Here is a 16,313-nt window from a genome sequence, read left to right as displayed (position 1 = left end):
GATCAAGGTTAGGGCCGGTATTTCGTGGTCCCTGTTGTCGGAGCGGTCCGCGTATGTGGTCCGGCTGGTCGGTGGGGTGCCGCGGCGCTCCCGGCGGGACGAGGCTCCCGGAAGGCGCGGGAACCGGTCCGGGACCCGCATCTATCGCCGGGCCCTAGGGGAAATTGCGACGCCGGCACGCCCGCCCGCCGCGGGGGCTCCGAATCGCATTGGCGCGGATCGCCCGCCCATGGGCGGGTTCGACAGCTGTCGACCATCTTAGCTTCAGTTGTCGTCCGCTGTCTTTTGTCATATTTTGCGCGGCGACGGCAGCGGCGAGCCGCCGAGGGCCGCCGTTAGCTTCCCGCAGCGTTGGCCGGCTCGGGCCGGTCCTGCGCAACAGAACGGCCCCGCCTTGGGCGGGGCCGTTCGTTGCAGAGCTCAGCTGCGGCGCAGCCCAGTTGGGCAGTCCAGTTGCGGCCGCTACTCCTTGGCGAAGCCGTCCTTAACCTATAGTGGCGTCCCTGACGGCCCCGATGTCGGCGGCGGCGTCCTTGACGCGGTCGCGGGCCTCCGGCAGCTTGGACCGGGCCTGCTCATGTTGGCCACCGCGCTTGAGGTCCTCATTGCCAGTCACCGGCCCGCSGGCGCTGCGACGCCGGCTGTCCAGGACCTCGGCACGCCACAGCGGCTCCTCGATCCGGAGTTCCCGGGCAAGGTCCTCGGCCGTGAAGAACTTCTCCGGAGTATGGTGCGCGCCCCACGGTGGCAGTCCGTCGGGGTGATGGCCGACGATCAGCAGCGTCCCGCCGGTCCGCACCGCGGCCGCGGCGAGCTGCAACGCCTGCTGCCACGGCATCTGGGTGGAATGCAGGAACTGGGCCGTGACGAGGTCGAACAACCGGTCCGGGACCCAGGTGGCAAGATCCTGCTGCACCCACTCGATGGCGGCGTCCTGGCCCCGTTCCCGGGCGTGGGCGGCCGCACGCTCCAGGGCGACGGCGGAAACGTCCAGGCCCGTCACGCTCCAACCGCGGGCAGCAAGCCACATCGCGTCCGCGCCCTCGCCGCACCCCAGGTCCAGAGCCTCGCCGACAGGAAGGTCCGCCACCTCGGCGACGAGTTGCGGATTCGGCTCCCCGCTCCACATCCTGGACCGGCTGCTGTACTTTTCATCCCACATCCGGGCTGCGGAACCGGGGGCCGCATCCTCGAGGGCCGCATGCTCGGCGGCGTCATGCTCGTGGCTGTCGCTGCGTCTTGTCATGGTTTCCCCTCATTACGGCGGTTCGCCGTGTTTCGCTGTTTGTTTTCAGGCACGACGGCGGTGACGAACCCTCCCGGCGCGGACCGCCGTCGGGTCTCCCTGCCGAAATTCCTGTGCTCCTCAAGGACCAGTCCGAAGCCCCCAACAAAGTCCGCGGCGCTTTTCCTGGCCGGGGGAGTGTTGTCGATCCCAAAGGTCAGGGGCTCGCCGACGAACCTCGCGGTAGCCCGCGCATACCGCATGTAGGGCGATCCCGAGGTGATCGTTTCCCTCGAAAAGTAGTCGAAGGCCACGATGCTGCCCGGCGCGGTGCCGGCGATCCTGCGCAGCGTCGCCTCGACGGAGGCGCGGTCCAGGTACATGGTCACCGCTTCCCAGAGGAACAGTGCGGGCCGGTTCGGGTCGAAACCGGCAGCGATCAGCTTCTCCATCCAGTCCTCGGTCTCGAAATCTGCGGGTACGTACGTGGCCAGGCGCGTGGAGAGGCCCGCTCTTTCGAGCATCGCGAGTTTGAAAGCCTGGGTCCGGGGCAGGTCGAGTTCAAAGCAGCGCACCCGGTCCCCGGGCGCCAGCCGGAACGCCCGGGTGTCGAATCCCGCCCCGAGGATCACGAGCTGGTCGATGCCGCCGCGGTGCCGTTGAACGGCCGCGTCATAGAGGCTGGTCCGTGCTGTCGGCTGGTGGCGCATCGGTGCCGGCCCCGGGTACGGATAGCGGTAGAGCCTGGGCACGTAGCCCGTGATCAGGTGGGCGGCGAGCGTGGGAGCGGTCTCCATCTGGATGCCAGTCGCGGACACGTTCGGCAGAACGGCCATGAGCCGGGCCGCGGGGACATCCGGCCGTGTCCCCAGACGGTGCTGCATCCAGCGCGTGTAGAGGGATGCGAGCAGCGTGGCCGACGTGCCGGTGCGCCGGCTGTAGGCAAGCATCCCGGGGACGGACGTGATGTAGCCGGCCGCACTCAAGGGAAACAACGCCAGCTGGATGACCCGAAACAGGCCAGCGGAGACTATTCGCGGCATTGCGTCCGACTCCCCTCACGGCCCGCCCGTCGCGGGGCCCTTCCCGCCCACCATGGTCCTCCCGGACGTAACGGCGGTCAATACACCGTCCGGGCTTCCGTCCGGGCGCCGCGCAGGCGGACGGACACGTGGAAATCACGCTCCGGAAACCATTCTGAAACCTGCGTCATGAATGCTGGGCACAAGACATTGAACGCTGGGGAAGGGCAATGACCATGGACGTTGACGAAGCACGGCAGATCCGCAGCTCGGCCGAGTTGAACGTGGGGGACGAGATCGAGGCGTGGCACAACGGGAAGCTCTTCCACCGGGGCCTGGTGACCCAGACCGTCACAGGCGTGGACCTGTTCTGGATCCTGGATGCCCGGACGGGGACCCGCCGCCTCATCGACGCCGAGGCGCTCGTGATCCTGCGGCCGGCCGGGCCGGGACCGGCCAAAACGCCGTCACGGGCGGCCGTTAACTCATCCGCTCATGCATCGGCCCAGTCGTCCCACATGCCGCTGTTCCAAGCCCCCAGCATGGCGGGCTAGGGGCCGGGCCGGCCGTCACGGATACGGGACCCGGGCATCCTGGGTGGTAGACTACTAAAACTTGATGTGCAGTGATGCCCACTCTTGATTTGGTTGACCGGCTTCGGTCCATCAGCCGGATCCCTGCCGGATTCCTTCGGGAATCCGCACGCAGGCAGTGGGATTTTTTCATGTGAGAGGCACATCCTGCGTCGATGAACGCGTTCCATTTGGTCCCGGCGGCCGCTTGCTGAAGTTTGGCAACAGCCCGGTTGATCACCTGACTTTTCTTCGGCGAACCCTTGAGCCAACCGGCATCGGGGGCCGATATCCGCACGGATACCGCCTGAAAGACTTTGAAACACATGACTACATTTGCTGCCCTCGGCACGCCCAAAGCACTTGCCGACACCCTGACCGCACAGGGGATCGTGGAGCCCTTCCCGATCCAGGTCAAGACCCTTCCCGACACCCTGTCCGGACGCGACGTCCTGGGCCGCGGCCGCACCGGCTCCGGCAAGACCATCGCATTCGCTATCCCGCTGGTGGCACGACTCGCAGAGCGCGAAGCCAAGCACTTCCGCAAGCCCGGCCGCCCGATGGGCCTGGTCCTGGCTCCCACCCGCGAGCTGGCCACGCAGATCAACGCGACCATCGAGCCGATGGCCAAGGCCATGGGCCTGACCACCACCGTGATCTACGGCGGCATCTCCCAGGCCCGCCAGGAAAAGGCCCTGCGCGCCGGCGTCGACATCGTCATCGCCTGCCCGGGCCGCCTGGAAGACCTGATCCGCCAGCGCATCCTGACCCTCGAAGCAGTCGAGATCACCGTCCTGGACGAGGCCGACCACATGGCCGACCTTGGCTTCCTCCCGGTGGTCAAGAAGCTCATGGACATGACCCCCACCCAGGGCCAGCGCCTGCTGTTCTCCGCCACCCTGGACAACGGCGTGGACAAGATTGTCCAGCGCTACCTGTCCAACCCGCTGACCCACTCCGTGGACGACCCGCAGGCCGCGGTGACCACCATGGAACACCACGTGTTGGTGGTCAACGACCAGACCGTCAAGAAGCAGCTGATCGTCGAGCTCGCCTCCGGCGCCGGCCGCCGCGTGCTCTTCATGCGCACCAAGCACCACGCCCGCAAGCTGGCCAAGACCCTGACCGACGCCGGCATCCCCGCCGTCGATCTGCACGGCAACCTCTCGCAGAACGCCCGTGACCGCAACCTGGCCGAGTTCTCCTCCGGCGATGTCCGCGTCCTGGTGGCCACCGACGTCGCGGCACGCGGCGTCCACGTCGACGACGTCGAACTGGTCATCCACGTGGATCCGCCCACGGAGCACAAGGCGTACCTGCACCGCTCAGGCCGTACGGCCCGCGCCGGTTCCGACGGCACCGTGGTCACGCTGACCCTGCCCGAGCAGCAGTCCGACGTCAAGAAGCTGATGAAGGCTGCCGGCGTAGAGGTCAACTTCGAGCGCGTCACCGCCAACTCCCCGCTGGTTGCTGAACTGGTCGGCGAAATGGCCGACAAGATCGATCCGCGCACCCGCGCCGCGCTGCTGGCCGCCAAGGCTGCACAGCACGGCGGCGGTAGCTCCACCGGTGCCAACGCCGAGCGCAAGCGCGCCCGCCGCACCACGCAGGCTGCACCCACTGCGGGTGGCCGTGGTGGCCGTGGCGGACGCGGACGCGTCGGAGCCGAGGCTCCCCGCACCGATCTGCCGCGCGCCGAGCGCCGCGCCGTAGCCTATGAAGGCCAGGCTGCTGCCCGCAACGCTGCCGAGCGCGTTGCGGAGAAGAACGAGGACCGCGCCGAGGCCGAGCGCGCCGAGCGCCGGAATGCGCGTGGCCGCGGCCGCACCACCGCCTACGCGCACCACAACGATGTTCCGGCAGCCGGCGGTCGTGCCGCGGCCGGCCGTGGTTCGGACGGACGCGCCGCCGAGGGACGCAGCGACGCCCGGGGCGCTTCGGCTCCCCGCAGCGGAGCACCCCGCTCCGGTGGCGCACCCCGCACAGGTGGCGCTCCCCGCGCCGGCGCTTCGACCGGCGGCCAGCGCAGCGGACGCCCGGCAACCGGCCAGCGTGCAGCTGCCGGCGCCAAGTCCGCTGGCAGCAAATCCGGTGGCAGCGCTGCTGTCTGGTCTTCCAACACAGGTGGCACCTCGGGCGGATCCTACGCCGGCGGCGGCAATGGCCGTTCCGGTGAAGGACGTCCGGCCCGCGGCTCCGGCCCCCGCCGCGCGTCGGCTCCGGCCTCGAACGAACGCCGCAGCCGCTAATCCCCAACCGCTCCCTAACCTCGCAAGCTCGGTCAGGGAACCCGGCGGTCGTGGCCCCAGCTAACCACCATCGAGTGCTCCGTAACTGCCGTTTAGAGGGTTCATAACGGCAGTTCTGGAGCACTCGATGAGGTTTCAGGCCCTACCAGCCGCGGGCGCGCCACTCTTCCAGGTGCGGTCGTTCCGCGCCGAGGGTGGTGGGCTGGCCGTGTCCCGGGTGCACCACGGTGTCATCCGGATACACCTCGAACAGCCGCTCGCTCACATCGGTGATCAGCTGGGCAAAGCGCGCCGGATCCTTCTGTGTGTTGCCTACCCCGCCGGGGAACAGCGAGTCGCCGGAAAAGATGTGGGCCGGGCCCTCGGGGTCCTGGTACACAAGGGCGATCGAACCCGGTGTGTGGCCGCGCAGATGCACAGCCGTCACGTCGAAGCCGTCGAAGTTGCCGACGTCCCCGTGATCCAGCAGTACATCGACCGGCACCGGCAGCTCCGGGGCATCCTCTGTCCCGGCCGCCGTTTTCACACCGGTGGCTTCAACCAGGCCCCGTAGCGCCCGGACATGGTCCCAGTGCTGGTGGGTGGTGGCAACCAGCGCCAGCTTCGGCGTCGCGGAAGTATCCGCGGCGGCGTCCGCGAGCAGCCCCTGGATGGCGGCCAGATCATCGGCCGCATCGATCAGGAGCTGCGCGCCGGAGGCCTTGGCCGTGAGCAGGTAAACATTGTTGTCCATCTCGCCGACCGAAATCCGGCGGATGGTGATGTCACGTAAAGAGTGAATGAGCGAGTCCATGGGCTTCAGTCTACGGAGCCGCTATTCACGGCCTTGGGACACCCAGTTGGGGTCCGCGGCGCGGGAACCGACGACGGCGTCCGCGGCGGACTCGAGCGTCCTCAGTTGCGCTGCGGTGAAGTCGAGGGCCAGGGCACCCAGGTTTTCGTCGATCCGGTCCGCCTTGCGGGTGCCGGGAATGGGGACCACGGGCAGTCCCAGCTGGCGGCCCCGCGCAAGCAGCCAGGCCAGCGCCACCTGGGCAGGAGTTGCAGCCTGCCCGGCAACGCTCAGTTCCGCAGCGACCGCCTGCACGGCCGCCACCACGCCCTGGTTGGCGCCGGCAGCATCCGCGGCGAACCGCGGGATGTTGCGGCGGAAGTCGTTGCTGCCCAGCGCCGAGGCGTCCACGGTGCCGGTGAGGAATCCCCGGCCCAGCGGCGAATACGGCACAAATCCCACCCCGAGTTCGGCGGCGGCGGGCACTACGTTGCGTTCCACGTCGCGGCTCCAGATGGACCATTCGCTCTGGACCGCGGCGATCGGGTGGACGCGGCTGGCGTCGCCCAGCTCCTCGGCCGTCACCTCTGACAGGCCCAGATGCCGCACCTTGCCGGCCTGTACCAGCCCCGCCATGGCCTCCACGGTTTCCACTATCGGAACGCGGAGGTCACGGCGGTGCAGGTAGTACAGGTCAATGGTGTCGGTGCCCAGCCGTTGCAGGCTGCGGTCCACGGCCTGCCGCACGTAGGCGGCGTCGCCGCGGATGTCCGTGTAACCGGCCGACGGTGTGCCCACGAGGCCGAACTTGGTGGCCAGCTGGACTTCGCCGCGGCGTTCGTTGAGCAGCCGCGCGATCAGCTCCTCGTTGCTGCCGCCGCCGTAAATGTCCGCCGTGTCGATGAAGCTGACGCCGGCGTCCACCGCGTGATGCAGGGTCCGCAGGGCCTCGGCCGGGTCCACCTCGCCGTAGACAGGGGTCAGGGCCATGCCGCCGAACCCCAGGGGGCTGACCATCAGGCCGTCGCCGAGCCGGACTGTTGCTGCCGTCATCTTGGTCTCCATTCGCGCACTGAATAGTTCCGTAGGACTTCCGTCCCTGCCAAGAACCCCAGGATGCGCGCGGCTATTCCGGCCCCTGTTATCGGCCGGGCAGACGATTCTCCCCACCTTTGACTGTTGCACGGCTTGCACGACGGCGCGCCGCAGCGGACACGCCGTCGTACTGCCCTAAACGTGGGGAATTTCCGCGGGGGAGGCCCGCCGGACAGCGCTTTGTGCCGGTTCCTTTGCCGGCAGGAGCTTCAGGCCCGCCGCGCAGCCGACGATCCCGGCGATGAACAGCAGCTTGAGCGGACTGGCCGGTTCGACGCCGGTGGCCATCGCCCAGCCGACCGTCAGTGCGGCGCCGATCCCCACCCAGATGGCGTAGGCGGTGCCGAGCGGAATACGCTTCACGGCCAAGCCGAGCCCCACCATGCTGAGGGTGGCCGTCACGGCGAACACGAGGGTCGGCAACGGGCGGGAGAACCCGTCGGACAGGCCCAGTGCCGTGGCCCAGACTGCCTCCAGCACAGCGGAAGCGAGCAGGATCATCCATGACATTGCAGCTGGTTTCACCATGGTCACGCCACCAGCTTCAGCCCGGCGACGCTCGCGGCAATCCCGCCAAGAAGCAGGATCCGTGCCGCGGTCGGGCGCTCAACTTTGGCGGCTATCGCGTAGCCGGACGTCAGGACGACGCCGACCCCCACCCACACGGCGTAGGCCGTTCCGGTTGGGATGGACTGCATGGCGACGGCGAGCCCGCCGGTGCTGGCGAGGACGGAAACGAGGAAGACGAGGGCCGGGACAAGCCGGCGGCGGCCCCTGGCCTGGGCGGTCCGGTGCAGGGCGGCGGCCCAAACGGCCTCCAGCGCCCCGGAAAGAATGAGTATTAGCCACGACATGACAGCTCCTGTGGCCAGTCTTGTCGCGTGCCGGGTACTGAACCGTCGTCCGGAGGCCTGGAAGAGGGCCTTGGCCTCCAAGTTTAGCAAATCGGCATCAGAGCCCGACGGCGTCGCTGCAGAGAATGAACGTGCGCCCCACGGGGTACTGCGCGCACGGCTCGTTCGGCGCGGTCAGGTCGCCGGCGTCGATATCGGACGCCGCCGACACGATGGCCCGGCCGTCGGCATTGGCCAGGGTGGCCCGGCCGCCGATCCGCCGCAGCGCCGCCATGGCTCCGCGTTCCAGGCGCTGAACTGTCACGTCGATGCCCACGATTCCCGCGACCGGGCCGTCCGGGCGGGTAAACACCGGGTGCGTGAAGGTCAGGACGTACTCGTCGGTGCAGAGGAAATCCACGTAAGGCCCGGTGACGTGGGCCCGTCCTGTTTCCACGGGGATCCGGAACCATTCGGCCTTGACGTAGCGGCTGATGGAGTTGGGACTGAAGTTGGCCAGCGCGTCGACGTGCTCCAGATCCGGGCCCTGCCACCAGGCGATATAGCTGCGCTCGGGCCCGAGCAGCCCGGCGTTGGCGATGAACCCCGCTCCGGCCGCGTAGCCGCCGGGCAGCTGCACCAGTTCCTCGACCACCGGACGGATGAGCTTGTCCACGGCCGTGCCGGTGACTTTGCCGGACATGGCGGCCAGCGCGGCCCCGGTATCAGCGGCCCACTCCGTCAGGCGGTGCTCGATGCCGGCGATGGTGGCGTCGAGTTCGGCTGCGGCCAGCCGGGCCGCCTTCCCAACAGCGCCGGGTTCGGCCGGCGCTGCCATGGACGCTGTGGTGGGGCCTGTGGTGGAGGTGGTTTCGGACATCGGTGCTGCCTTAGCTCGAAGGTGCCGGACATTTGCGGGCAAAAGTTGGCCACGATCGTGGCTCCGGAATGCGGGTGCGGTCAATAGCTTTTGGCCTGTTCGGTCAGCAGCCAGTCGGTGGTGGCGGAGATGAGGGCCTTGACCCCCGTTTCGGCGGCCCCGGGATCGTGGGTCTCGATGGCGGCTGCCACGTCCCCGAGGATCACGGCGGTGCGTCCGCGGTAGCCGGTGTCGGCGCAGGGCAGCAGCGTGAGGGTGCCGAGATCTGCCTGCAGCCGGATGAGTTCCCGGGCAAGCCGGGCCGAGCGGGCAATGGCCGCGACTTCCAGCAGGAACTCCGAGAGGGCCAGACGCCAGCTCAGCGAGTCATCGTCCGCTGCGGGGATGAACGAGCGCAGCGTGGCGATGTCGGCGGCGTCGGAGCGGCGGGCCGCCACGCCCGCGCAGGCCGCGGCGATCGCCTGGTAATGCAGCGCGAGGTCCCTGATCTGCAGCCGGCTCAGCTCATGCAGTTGCGCCAGGGCCCGTTCCCGGGAGGGCAGCACGTCGTCGGCGATGAAGCTTCCGCCGCTGCGGCCGCGCGCGGTCCGGATGATTCCCGAGGCACGCAACTGGGAGAGGGCCTCCCGGGCCGTTACCGCGGACACTCCGAGGGCCGCGGCCAGCTCGGTTTCGTTCGGCAGCCGCTGGCCGCTGGTGAGCAGCCCGGTCTCCACGGCCTGTTCGATCCGGCCGCACACTTCATCCACAAGCCCGCGTGATTTGATCGGCGTGAACACCGCCGCCAGGCTCCGGGAGGCGCCCGTGGGCGACAACACCATTCGGGCCTCCCTTCCCTCCGGCGGTATCCGCCCCTCCCCGGCCGTGCATCCCTGCGGCTTCCGCGGTGCCGTCGCGCGCCGCCCGGGCTGATGACATCCTAATCCGGGCTTTGCCGGAGGGTCTATACACAAAACCTATGGAGTAATAGCATTTGGCCCAGCAGCCCAGTGTGGACTGGATCACATTCGGCTGCGTGGTTCCTGTGGACGATCCGGCAACGGAGTAAGGCGCACCCCATGACCGAAACACTGGCCGCCGGCACCTCGACCGGAAAGGAAGAGGTTCCGGCGATCCGTCTGCGTAAGCTCACCAAGGTCTTCGGGGACACCGTCGCGGTAAATGGCGTGGACCTGGACATCCGCCACGGGGAATTCTTCTCCATGCTTGGCCCGTCCGGCTCCGGCAAGACGACGGTCCTGCGCCTGATCGCCGGCTTCGAGCTGCCGACGTCCGGAACTATCGAACTCGAGGGCAAGGACGTCACGGCCATGGCGCCCTTCCAGCGGGACGTCAACACCGTATTTCAGGACTACGCGCTGTTCCCGCACATGTCCTTGGTGGACAACGTCGCCTATGGGCTGCGGGTGCGCGGCATGCCCGGGAACCAGCGGCGGGAGCGGGCCAGGGAAGCCTTGGACACCGTCCAGCTCGGGAAGTTCCTCGGCCGCAAACCCGCCCAGCTCTCCGGCGGCCAGCGGCAGCGCGTTGCCCTGGCCCGGGCGCTGGTGGTCGAGCCCAAGGTCCTCCTCCTGGACGAGCCGCTCGGTGCCCTGGACCTCAAGCTCCGGCAGCAGATGCAGGTCGAACTCAAGGAACTGCAGCGCTCGCTGGGTATCACCTTCATCTTCGTCACCCACGACCAGGAGGAGGCCCTGACCATGAGCGACAGGATCGGCGTGTTCAACAACGGCGGCATCGAACAGATCGGCACCGCGCACGAAATCTACGAGCGCCCGGGCGGTATCTTCGTGGCCAACTTCGTCGGCACCTCCAACATTTTCGACGCCGGCCAGGCCCAGGCCATCTATGGCCGGCCGGAGCCGCTGTGCGTCCGTCCAGAGCGGCTGCGCGTCGCCTGGACCGGCGAACCGGAGCGCCGTTCCGGCACCACCTCCCGGCCCGGGACAGTGACGTCGTTCGTATACGTCGGGCACGCCACCCAGGTGCGGGTGCAGCTCGACGGCGGACCCGCCGTCGTCGCGCTCGTTCCGGAAGAGCTGCCCGGCAGCGACACCGATCTGGTGAACGGGCCCGTCACAGTCAGCTGGGACGACGACGCCGTCGTTTGGCTTCCGGTCCCCCGCACTACCTGACGCCGGGCCATGCCGGGCGGGGTTGCCGTCCGTGCCGCGGCGCAGCGTTCCAGTCCAGAGTTTTTCTCCACAGCGAAAGGTACGGATCATGGCACCAGGAACTAAGGCCTCCCTCGTAGTCGGGGTGGTTGCAGCCGCAGCCCTCGCGCTGTCGGCCTGCGGAACCAGCGGCGGATCGGGTTCTGCACAGTCGGCGCAGCCGGTCAAGACCGAGATCGGCACCGGTGAAGGCCAGGTGTCCATCCTCGGATGGCCCGGCTACGTCGAGGATGGCAGCAACGACCCGGCCGTCGACTGGGTGCATCCGTTCGAACAGGAAACCCAGTGCAAGGTCAGCTTCAAGCCGTTCGGCACCTCGGACGAGGCCGTGACGCTCATGCGCACGGGGCAGTACGACGTCATCTCGGCCTCCGGGGATGCATCGCTGCGCCTGATCGCCGGCCAGGACGTGCAACAGGTCAACATGAGCCTGCTGAAGAACTACCCGGACATCTACCCGTTCCTGAAGGACAAAGCCTGGAACACCGTCAACGGCGTCAACTACGGAATGCCCCACGGCTGGGGCGCCAACCTGCTGATGTACTCCACGGACAAGGTCACCCCGGCGCCCGCCTCCTGGAGCGCGGTGTTTGACGACGCCGCCAAGAACACCGGCAAGGTCACGGCCTACGACTCGCCCATCTACATCGCCGATGCCGCCATGTACCTCATGGCCCATAAGCCGGACCTCGGCATCAAGAACCCCTATGCCCTCGACAAGGACCAGCTGACCGCGGCCGTTGACCTGCTCAAGCAGCAGCGCACGCACATCGGCGAGTACTGGAGCGACGTCGTCAAGGAGGTCCAGGCCTTTACGTCCGGGAGCACCGTGGTCGGCACCACCTGGCAGGTGGGGGCCAACATCGCGACGGCAGACGGCGCCAAGGTCGCAACCCTCGTCCCGGACGAGGGCGCCACCGGCTGGTCGGACACCTGGATGATCGGCTCCAAGACCAAGAACCCGAACTGCGCCTACAAGTGGCTCGACTACATCGCCAGCCCCAAAGCGAACGCCCAGGTGGCGGAATACTTTGGCGAATCGCCGGCCAACGCGAAAGCCTGCGAGCTGACCAAGGATCCCAACCACTGCCAGACGTACCACTCAGGTGATGCGGCCTACGCCGACAAGATCTGGTTCTGGACCACACCAGTGGCCGAGTGCCTCGATGGCCGCAAGGACGTCAAGTGCACCGACTACTCGGAATGGACCAAGGCCTGGACAGAAATCAAGGGCTGATTCCGGCTCTGCCGCACCAAACCCGCAATAACGAGCCGGCCCCGGGGGCCGGCAGAGATTAAGGCAAGATGGCACTTCATACGCAACAGCTGCCGCCCGGGGCGCCCGGTGATGCCGGGGCCGTGCCACGGGCGAAAACCAACGCCTTCTCGGCGTTGCTGCACCGCTCGCCCCGGCTGAGGCTGGCGGCCCTGCTCACCGCCCCGGCTGGCTGGCTGGTGCTGGTGTACATCGCCGCTTTGGCGGCACTGCTTATCACCGCGTTCTGGACCGTGGACACCTTCACCGGGGAGGTGTCCACGGTCTGGACCACGGAAAACATCGTCACGGTCCTGACCGATCCGGTGTATCAGCGGATCACCCTGCGGACATTGTGGATCGCCGTGGCGGTCACCGTGATTGACATGATCCTGGCACTGCCCATCGCGTTCTTCATCGCCAAGGTCGCTCCCGCCCGCTGGGAGAAACTGCTCGTGGTGGCCGTGCTGATGCCGCTGTGGGCAAGCTACCTGGTCAAGGCCTACGCCTGGCGGAATGTCCTGTCCGAGGGTGGGCTGCTGGAGTGGCTGGGGACCCCGATCGGACTGTCCTCGCCGGGCTACGGCGAAACCGCCGTCATCCTGACCCTGTCCTACATCTGGCTGCCGTACATGATCCTGCCGATCTACGCGGGCTTTGACCGGGTGCCCGACTCCCTGCTGGAGGCCTCCGGGGACCTGGGCGCGAAGCCGCTCACCACCATGCGCCTGGTCATGCTTCCGCTGCTGGTCCCCTCCATCATCGCGGGCACGATCTTCACGTTCTCCCTGTCCCTGGGCGACTACATCACTGCGCAGATCGTCGGCGGGACCACCCAGATGCTGGGCACCGTGATTTACGCCAACGTCGGAGCGGCCAACAACCTGCCTTTCGCCGCCGCGGTATCGCTCGTGCCGATCGCCATCATCATGTTCTACCTTTTCGTCGTCCGCCGCACCGGCGCCCTGAACAGCCTGTAGTGCGAGGAGCATCATGAGACTTTCCCGTAGCGCCAAGGTGGTCCTGGGCATTGTCACGGCGCTGGTGTTTTTGTTCATCTACACACCGCTGCTGCTGGTGGTGGTGAACTCGTTCAACGCAGACCGGACTTTCGGCTGGCCGCCCAAGGGCTTCACGCTGGAATGGTGGGGCAAGGCCTTTGACTCGCCCGGCGTCAGGGACGCCGTCGTGTCCTCCCTGTGGGTGGCAGTCGTATCGACCATCATTTCGCTGGTGCTGGGGACGCTGCTGGCGATCTCATTGCAGCGCTATGAGTTCTTCGGCCGTGACGTCATCAACCTCCTGGTCATCCTGCCCATCGCGTTGCCCGGGGTTGTCACGGGCATCGCGCTGAACAACATGTTCACCACTATCCTGGGCGTCCCGCTGAGCCTGTGGACGGTGGTGATCGCCCACGCCACGTTCTGCATGGTGACGGTGTTCAATAACGCCATTGCACGGCTCCGCCGCACCAGCGCCGGCCTCGAGGAAGCCTCTGCCGACCTCGGCGCCGGTGTCTTCACCACGTTCGGCCTGGTGACCTTCCCCCAGCTCCGCTCCGCCCTGCTGGCCGGCGGCCTGCTGGCCTTCGCGCTGAGCTTCGACGAGATCATCGTTACCACGTTCACGATCGGGGCCGGCGAGACCACACTGCCGATCTGGATCCTGCAAAACCTCTTCCGTCCGAACCAGGCGCCCGTGGTCAATGTCGTGGCGGTCGTGCTGATCGTGGTCTCGATCGTCCCGATCTGGCTCGCGCAGCGGCTGTCCGGGGACTCGGTGCGTGTCAGCGGCGCCCGGGTGTAGGCGGACAGCGCTATACGGTGCCCGGTTCCGCAGGGTCGATCGAGATGACAGCCAGGAATCCGCGGCCCAGGATTTCCGGCGTCGCGGTATCGGCGCCGACGACGGCGTCGTAACGGTTCAGCTCGACGCGCTCCGGCGCGGGGGCGACGGCGGCCGGCCCGGTGGGAAGGCTGCCGGCAGTCCCGGGGCTGACGGTTCCCTGCCCCTGCAGGAGGATGCCGAGTTGGCCTGCGAACACCGGATGGGCACGTTTCTTGGACAGCTCGATGATCGAGGTGTAGCCCTTGAAGGCGCCGTTGCGGGTGATGACGTTCAGATCCCGGATGTCGCCGGTGGGCAGTGCCCCCGCCGAGTCCGCGTCGCCGGAGAACCGGAACGGCCGGTACTTCTCCAGCGGGTGCTCGGCCCCGTCCACGCTCAGCAGCAGCAAGTCGCCGTCAATCACTGTCAGTACACGGTCCATCCCGGTGTAGGCGGAGAAGGGGCCCGCCTTGGAGACTTCGGCAATGCTGACGCGCCAGTCCCAGGCGTTGTCCTGCCCTGTATCTCGCGGGCCGGTCTGCAGGGCGGTCTGCATGGACGTGGTCCGTGGGTGGCGCGCCACTTCGCGCGTCACCCCGCCGCCGTTGCGCCAGGGGTGGGCTTTGAGCTCGGCATAGCGGATGATCTCCATGGCCTCAGCCTATCGGCCCGTTTCCGGGGGCGGCGCCTGCGCCGACGCGGCCGGGACGCCGCCGGGGGCTGCGCACGTCCGTGCCGACGCAAAGTCGGCGGCGGGGGCCCGGCCTTGCTAACGTCGGAGGCAGGAAGCGCCCAGAAGGAGCCCGAATGTTTGTCAAAGTGTGCGGCCTGAGCACCCCGGATGCGGTCCGCGTCGCGGCCGGCGCCGGCGCGGACGCCGTCGGCTTCGTCCTGACCCGCAGCCCCCGGGAGGTCACGCCGGAACAGGTCCGGAACCTCCTCGTCCACGTCCCGGACGGGGTGCCCGCGGTGGGGGTGTTCCGGCACGAACCGGCCGCCGACGCCGTCGCCGTCGCCCGTGAGGCGGGCCTGGTCTGGATCCAGCTCCACGGGGACCGCTCACCCGCCGACGTCCGGACAGTGCACGACGCCGGGATGAAACTGATCAGGGCCGTCACCATGGCCGCCGCGCCGGAGGCCTTCAGCGACTGGGGCGAGGATTTGCTCCTGATCGACGCCGCCGTGCCAGGCTCAGGCGAGGCCTGGGACTACGGCTCGGTCCGGGCCAAGGCCCTGACCGGACGCAAGTGGCTGCTGGCCGGCGGTCTCGATCCTGCCAACGTGGCCCGGGCAGCGGCGGAGGCCGGGGCGTGGGGTGTCGATGTGTCCTCCGGCGTCGAGTCGGCGCGCGGCATCAAGGACTTGGCCAAGATCGGGGAGTTCGTGCGGGCGGCCAAGGCGCCTGAATGAGGCTGGGCCGCCCGCGGACCATCTGAAGGCTAGGAGCGTTTGATGACGACGTCATCGATGTATTCGTCGCCCTTTTGCCGGTTGTGCTCGGCCCCGAGCTGTACTTTGCTCAGGCTGCTCCCGAGCATTTGGACGCTCGAGCTGCTGTAGCGCTGCACGCCGTCGAACCATACCTGGATTGTTGACGAATTGCCGTTGGCGGTCACCCGCATGGACACATGGTGCCAGGCGCTCAGAGAGATGCTGCTGGAGACCAGCTTCGTGTAGACAAAGGTGCCACTCGGTGACGTGACCCGGAGCCACAGCTGCCCGTTGCTGTTGTAGCGGTAGATGTCCGCGACTCGGGTGGAGCCGGAGAAGAAACGGAAGTACGGGACGTCATTGCCGGAAACGCCGGCAACGGTGATATTGAACCAGCCGTCTGCGTACGAGGTCTTGGTCCCCGAGGAAAAAGCCGGGGAGGAGAGGTTTGCCAGTGAGCCGGAATCCGTGGTCACGTGCAGCTTGGTTGAGTGCGTTCCGGTATGTGCCCGTGAGCTGGAAATCGTTGCGGTGCCGGTGCCGGACACCTGGGGGATGAGGCCGCAAAAGCCGCCCGCCTCAAAACTGGTGGCGAGCACAATGGTGCCTGGATAGGAGTTAGTCGGTGCGGTGCTGCAGGTTGCGGCCGTAGCTGCCGGGGCGGACCCGAAGACAAGGGACCCGGCTACGAGGATTCCGAGCGTCCCCACCATGCTGAGAGTTCTAAGTTTTCTCATTGAAATTACTTTCCGTGTTGGTTCGACTTGTTAATGTGAGTTCGTGCCGGGGCACCGTCCGGCCGGCTTCTGTCATGCCAGCTGCGCCAGATGCACCAACTGCACGACCGCCGCGACGCCGACTATGGCCAGCAGGGCCGCCGTGGCTATCACCACGGCGCGCGGGAGTGCCTTGTCCGGCTGCAACACGCGGAGCACATCGCAGCTCATGAGTGCCGTCATTGTGGCCAGTCCTGTCAGG

At 67.6% G+C, this 16,313-nt stretch carries 18 protein-coding genes and 1 riboswitch; of the genes, 7 read left to right on the top strand and 11 right to left on the bottom strand.

Annotated features, from left to right (window positions below; translation table 11 throughout):
- Positions 1-484 precede the first annotated feature (484 nt).
- Together AC1DZV_RS14470 and AC1DZV_RS14465 are read right to left on the bottom strand one after the other, a co-directional pair.
- Positions 485-1,246 (bottom strand): class I SAM-dependent methyltransferase, encoded by a 762-nt coding sequence (locus AC1DZV_RS14470; protein WP_476953980.1) that lies wholly within the window; start codon positions 1,244-1,246, stop codon positions 485-487.
- Entirely contained in the window at positions 1,243-2,268 is a 1,026-nt protein-coding gene (locus AC1DZV_RS14465; RefSeq protein ID WP_476950888.1) for a class I SAM-dependent methyltransferase, read from the bottom strand. The genes AC1DZV_RS14470 and AC1DZV_RS14465 overlap by 4 nt, the downstream gene beginning before the upstream one ends.
- 215 nt (positions 2,269-2,483) lie before the next feature.
- Here AC1DZV_RS14465 and AC1DZV_RS14460 point away from each other — a divergent pair, with 215 nt between their 5' ends.
- Both AC1DZV_RS14460 and AC1DZV_RS14455 read left to right on the top strand, forming a co-directional pair.
- A complete protein-coding gene (locus AC1DZV_RS14460; protein WP_476950887.1) occupies positions 2,484-2,801 on the top strand; it encodes a hypothetical protein in 318 nt (105 codons plus the stop codon).
- A gap of 344 nt (positions 2,802-3,145) precedes the next feature.
- Positions 3,146-5,068, top strand: a complete 1,923-nt coding sequence (locus AC1DZV_RS14455) for a DEAD/DEAH box helicase (RefSeq protein ID WP_476953979.1) — start codon at positions 3,146-3,148, stop codon at positions 5,066-5,068.
- Positions 5,069-5,210: 142 nt separating this feature from the next.
- Here the strand turns inward: AC1DZV_RS14455 and AC1DZV_RS14450 are convergent, their stop codons facing one another.
- The 6 genes from AC1DZV_RS14450 to AC1DZV_RS14425 all read right to left on the bottom strand — a co-directional run bounded on the left by AC1DZV_RS14450 (position 5,211) and on the right by AC1DZV_RS14425 (position 9,469).
- Complete coding sequence (locus AC1DZV_RS14450) at positions 5,211-5,861, bottom strand: MBL fold metallo-hydrolase (RefSeq protein ID WP_476950885.1); 651 nt, start codon at positions 5,859-5,861, stop codon at positions 5,211-5,213.
- A gap of 21 nt (positions 5,862-5,882) precedes the next feature.
- Entirely contained in the window at positions 5,883-6,893 is a 1,011-nt protein-coding gene (locus tag AC1DZV_RS14445; protein WP_476953978.1) for an aldo/keto reductase, read from the bottom strand.
- 177 nt (positions 6,894-7,070) lie between these two features.
- A complete protein-coding gene (locus AC1DZV_RS14440; RefSeq protein WP_476953977.1) occupies positions 7,071-7,445 on the bottom strand; it encodes a DMT family transporter in 375 nt (124 codons plus the stop codon).
- Positions 7,446-7,465: 20 nt separating this feature from the next.
- Positions 7,466-7,789, bottom strand: coding sequence for a DMT family transporter (locus AC1DZV_RS14435; protein ID WP_028275448.1), 324 nt, complete (start codon positions 7,787-7,789; stop codon positions 7,466-7,468).
- Between the two features lie 9 nt (positions 7,790-7,798).
- A riboswitch (guanidine-III (ykkC-III) riboswitch) is annotated at positions 7,799-7,863 on the bottom strand.
- A gap of 23 nt (positions 7,864-7,886) precedes the next feature.
- Positions 7,887-8,648 (bottom strand): cache domain-containing protein, encoded by a 762-nt coding sequence (locus tag AC1DZV_RS14430; protein WP_476950882.1) that lies wholly within the window; start codon positions 8,646-8,648, stop codon positions 7,887-7,889.
- Between the two features lie 80 nt (positions 8,649-8,728).
- A complete protein-coding gene (locus AC1DZV_RS14425) occupies positions 8,729-9,469 on the bottom strand; it encodes a FadR/GntR family transcriptional regulator (RefSeq protein ID WP_230009582.1) in 741 nt (246 codons plus the stop codon).
- A gap of 237 nt (positions 9,470-9,706) precedes the next feature.
- Here AC1DZV_RS14425 and AC1DZV_RS14420 point away from each other — a divergent pair, with 237 nt between their 5' ends.
- The 4 genes from AC1DZV_RS14420 (at position 9,707) to AC1DZV_RS14405 (ending at position 13,883) form a co-directional block, all read left to right on the top strand.
- Positions 9,707-10,783: an ABC transporter ATP-binding protein gene (locus AC1DZV_RS14420; RefSeq protein ID WP_476953976.1), complete on the top strand. Its 1,077-nt coding sequence runs from the start codon at positions 9,707-9,709 to the stop codon at positions 10,781-10,783.
- An 88-nt stretch (positions 10,784-10,871) separates the two neighbouring features.
- On the top strand, positions 10,872-12,059 hold the full coding sequence (locus AC1DZV_RS14415) for an ABC transporter substrate-binding protein (RefSeq protein WP_476953975.1): 1,188 nt from the start codon (positions 10,872-10,874) through the stop codon (positions 12,057-12,059).
- 68 nt (positions 12,060-12,127) lie between these two features.
- Positions 12,128-13,057: an ABC transporter permease gene (locus tag AC1DZV_RS14410; protein WP_223917155.1), complete on the top strand. Its 930-nt coding sequence runs from the start codon at positions 12,128-12,130 to the stop codon at positions 13,055-13,057.
- 13 nt (positions 13,058-13,070) lie between these two features.
- Complete coding sequence (locus tag AC1DZV_RS14405; protein ID WP_243180628.1) at positions 13,071-13,883, top strand: ABC transporter permease; 813 nt, start codon at positions 13,071-13,073, stop codon at positions 13,881-13,883.
- Positions 13,884-13,893: 10 nt separating this feature from the next.
- Here the strand turns inward: AC1DZV_RS14405 and AC1DZV_RS14400 are convergent, their stop codons facing one another.
- Positions 13,894-14,556, bottom strand: coding sequence for a HutD/Ves family protein (locus AC1DZV_RS14400; protein ID WP_476953974.1), 663 nt, complete (start codon positions 14,554-14,556; stop codon positions 13,894-13,896).
- 155 nt (positions 14,557-14,711) lie between these two features.
- Between AC1DZV_RS14400 and AC1DZV_RS14395 the strand changes: the two genes are divergently transcribed.
- Positions 14,712-15,314, top strand: coding sequence for a phosphoribosylanthranilate isomerase (locus AC1DZV_RS14395; RefSeq protein WP_476953973.1), 603 nt, complete (start codon positions 14,712-14,714; stop codon positions 15,312-15,314).
- A 29-nt stretch (positions 15,315-15,343) separates the two neighbouring features.
- Here the strand turns inward: AC1DZV_RS14395 and AC1DZV_RS14390 are convergent, their stop codons facing one another.
- Together AC1DZV_RS14390 and AC1DZV_RS14385 are read right to left on the bottom strand one after the other, a co-directional pair.
- On the bottom strand, positions 15,344-16,072 hold the full coding sequence (locus AC1DZV_RS14390; RefSeq protein WP_476953972.1) for a hypothetical protein: 729 nt from the start codon (positions 16,070-16,072) through the stop codon (positions 15,344-15,346).
- 72 nt (positions 16,073-16,144) lie between these two features.
- Positions 16,145-16,294 carry a hypothetical protein gene (locus AC1DZV_RS14385; RefSeq protein ID WP_476953971.1) on the bottom strand — a complete coding sequence of 50 codons (150 nt, stop codon included), beginning with the start codon at positions 16,292-16,294 and terminating at the stop codon, positions 16,145-16,147.
- Between the last annotated feature and the right edge of the window lie 19 nt (positions 16,295-16,313).

The organism is Arthrobacter sp. P1_D12 (assembly GCF_056406175.1).
The sequence above is the reverse complement of the archived record's forward strand: the minus strand, read 5'-3'. Positions and strand labels throughout refer to the sequence as shown.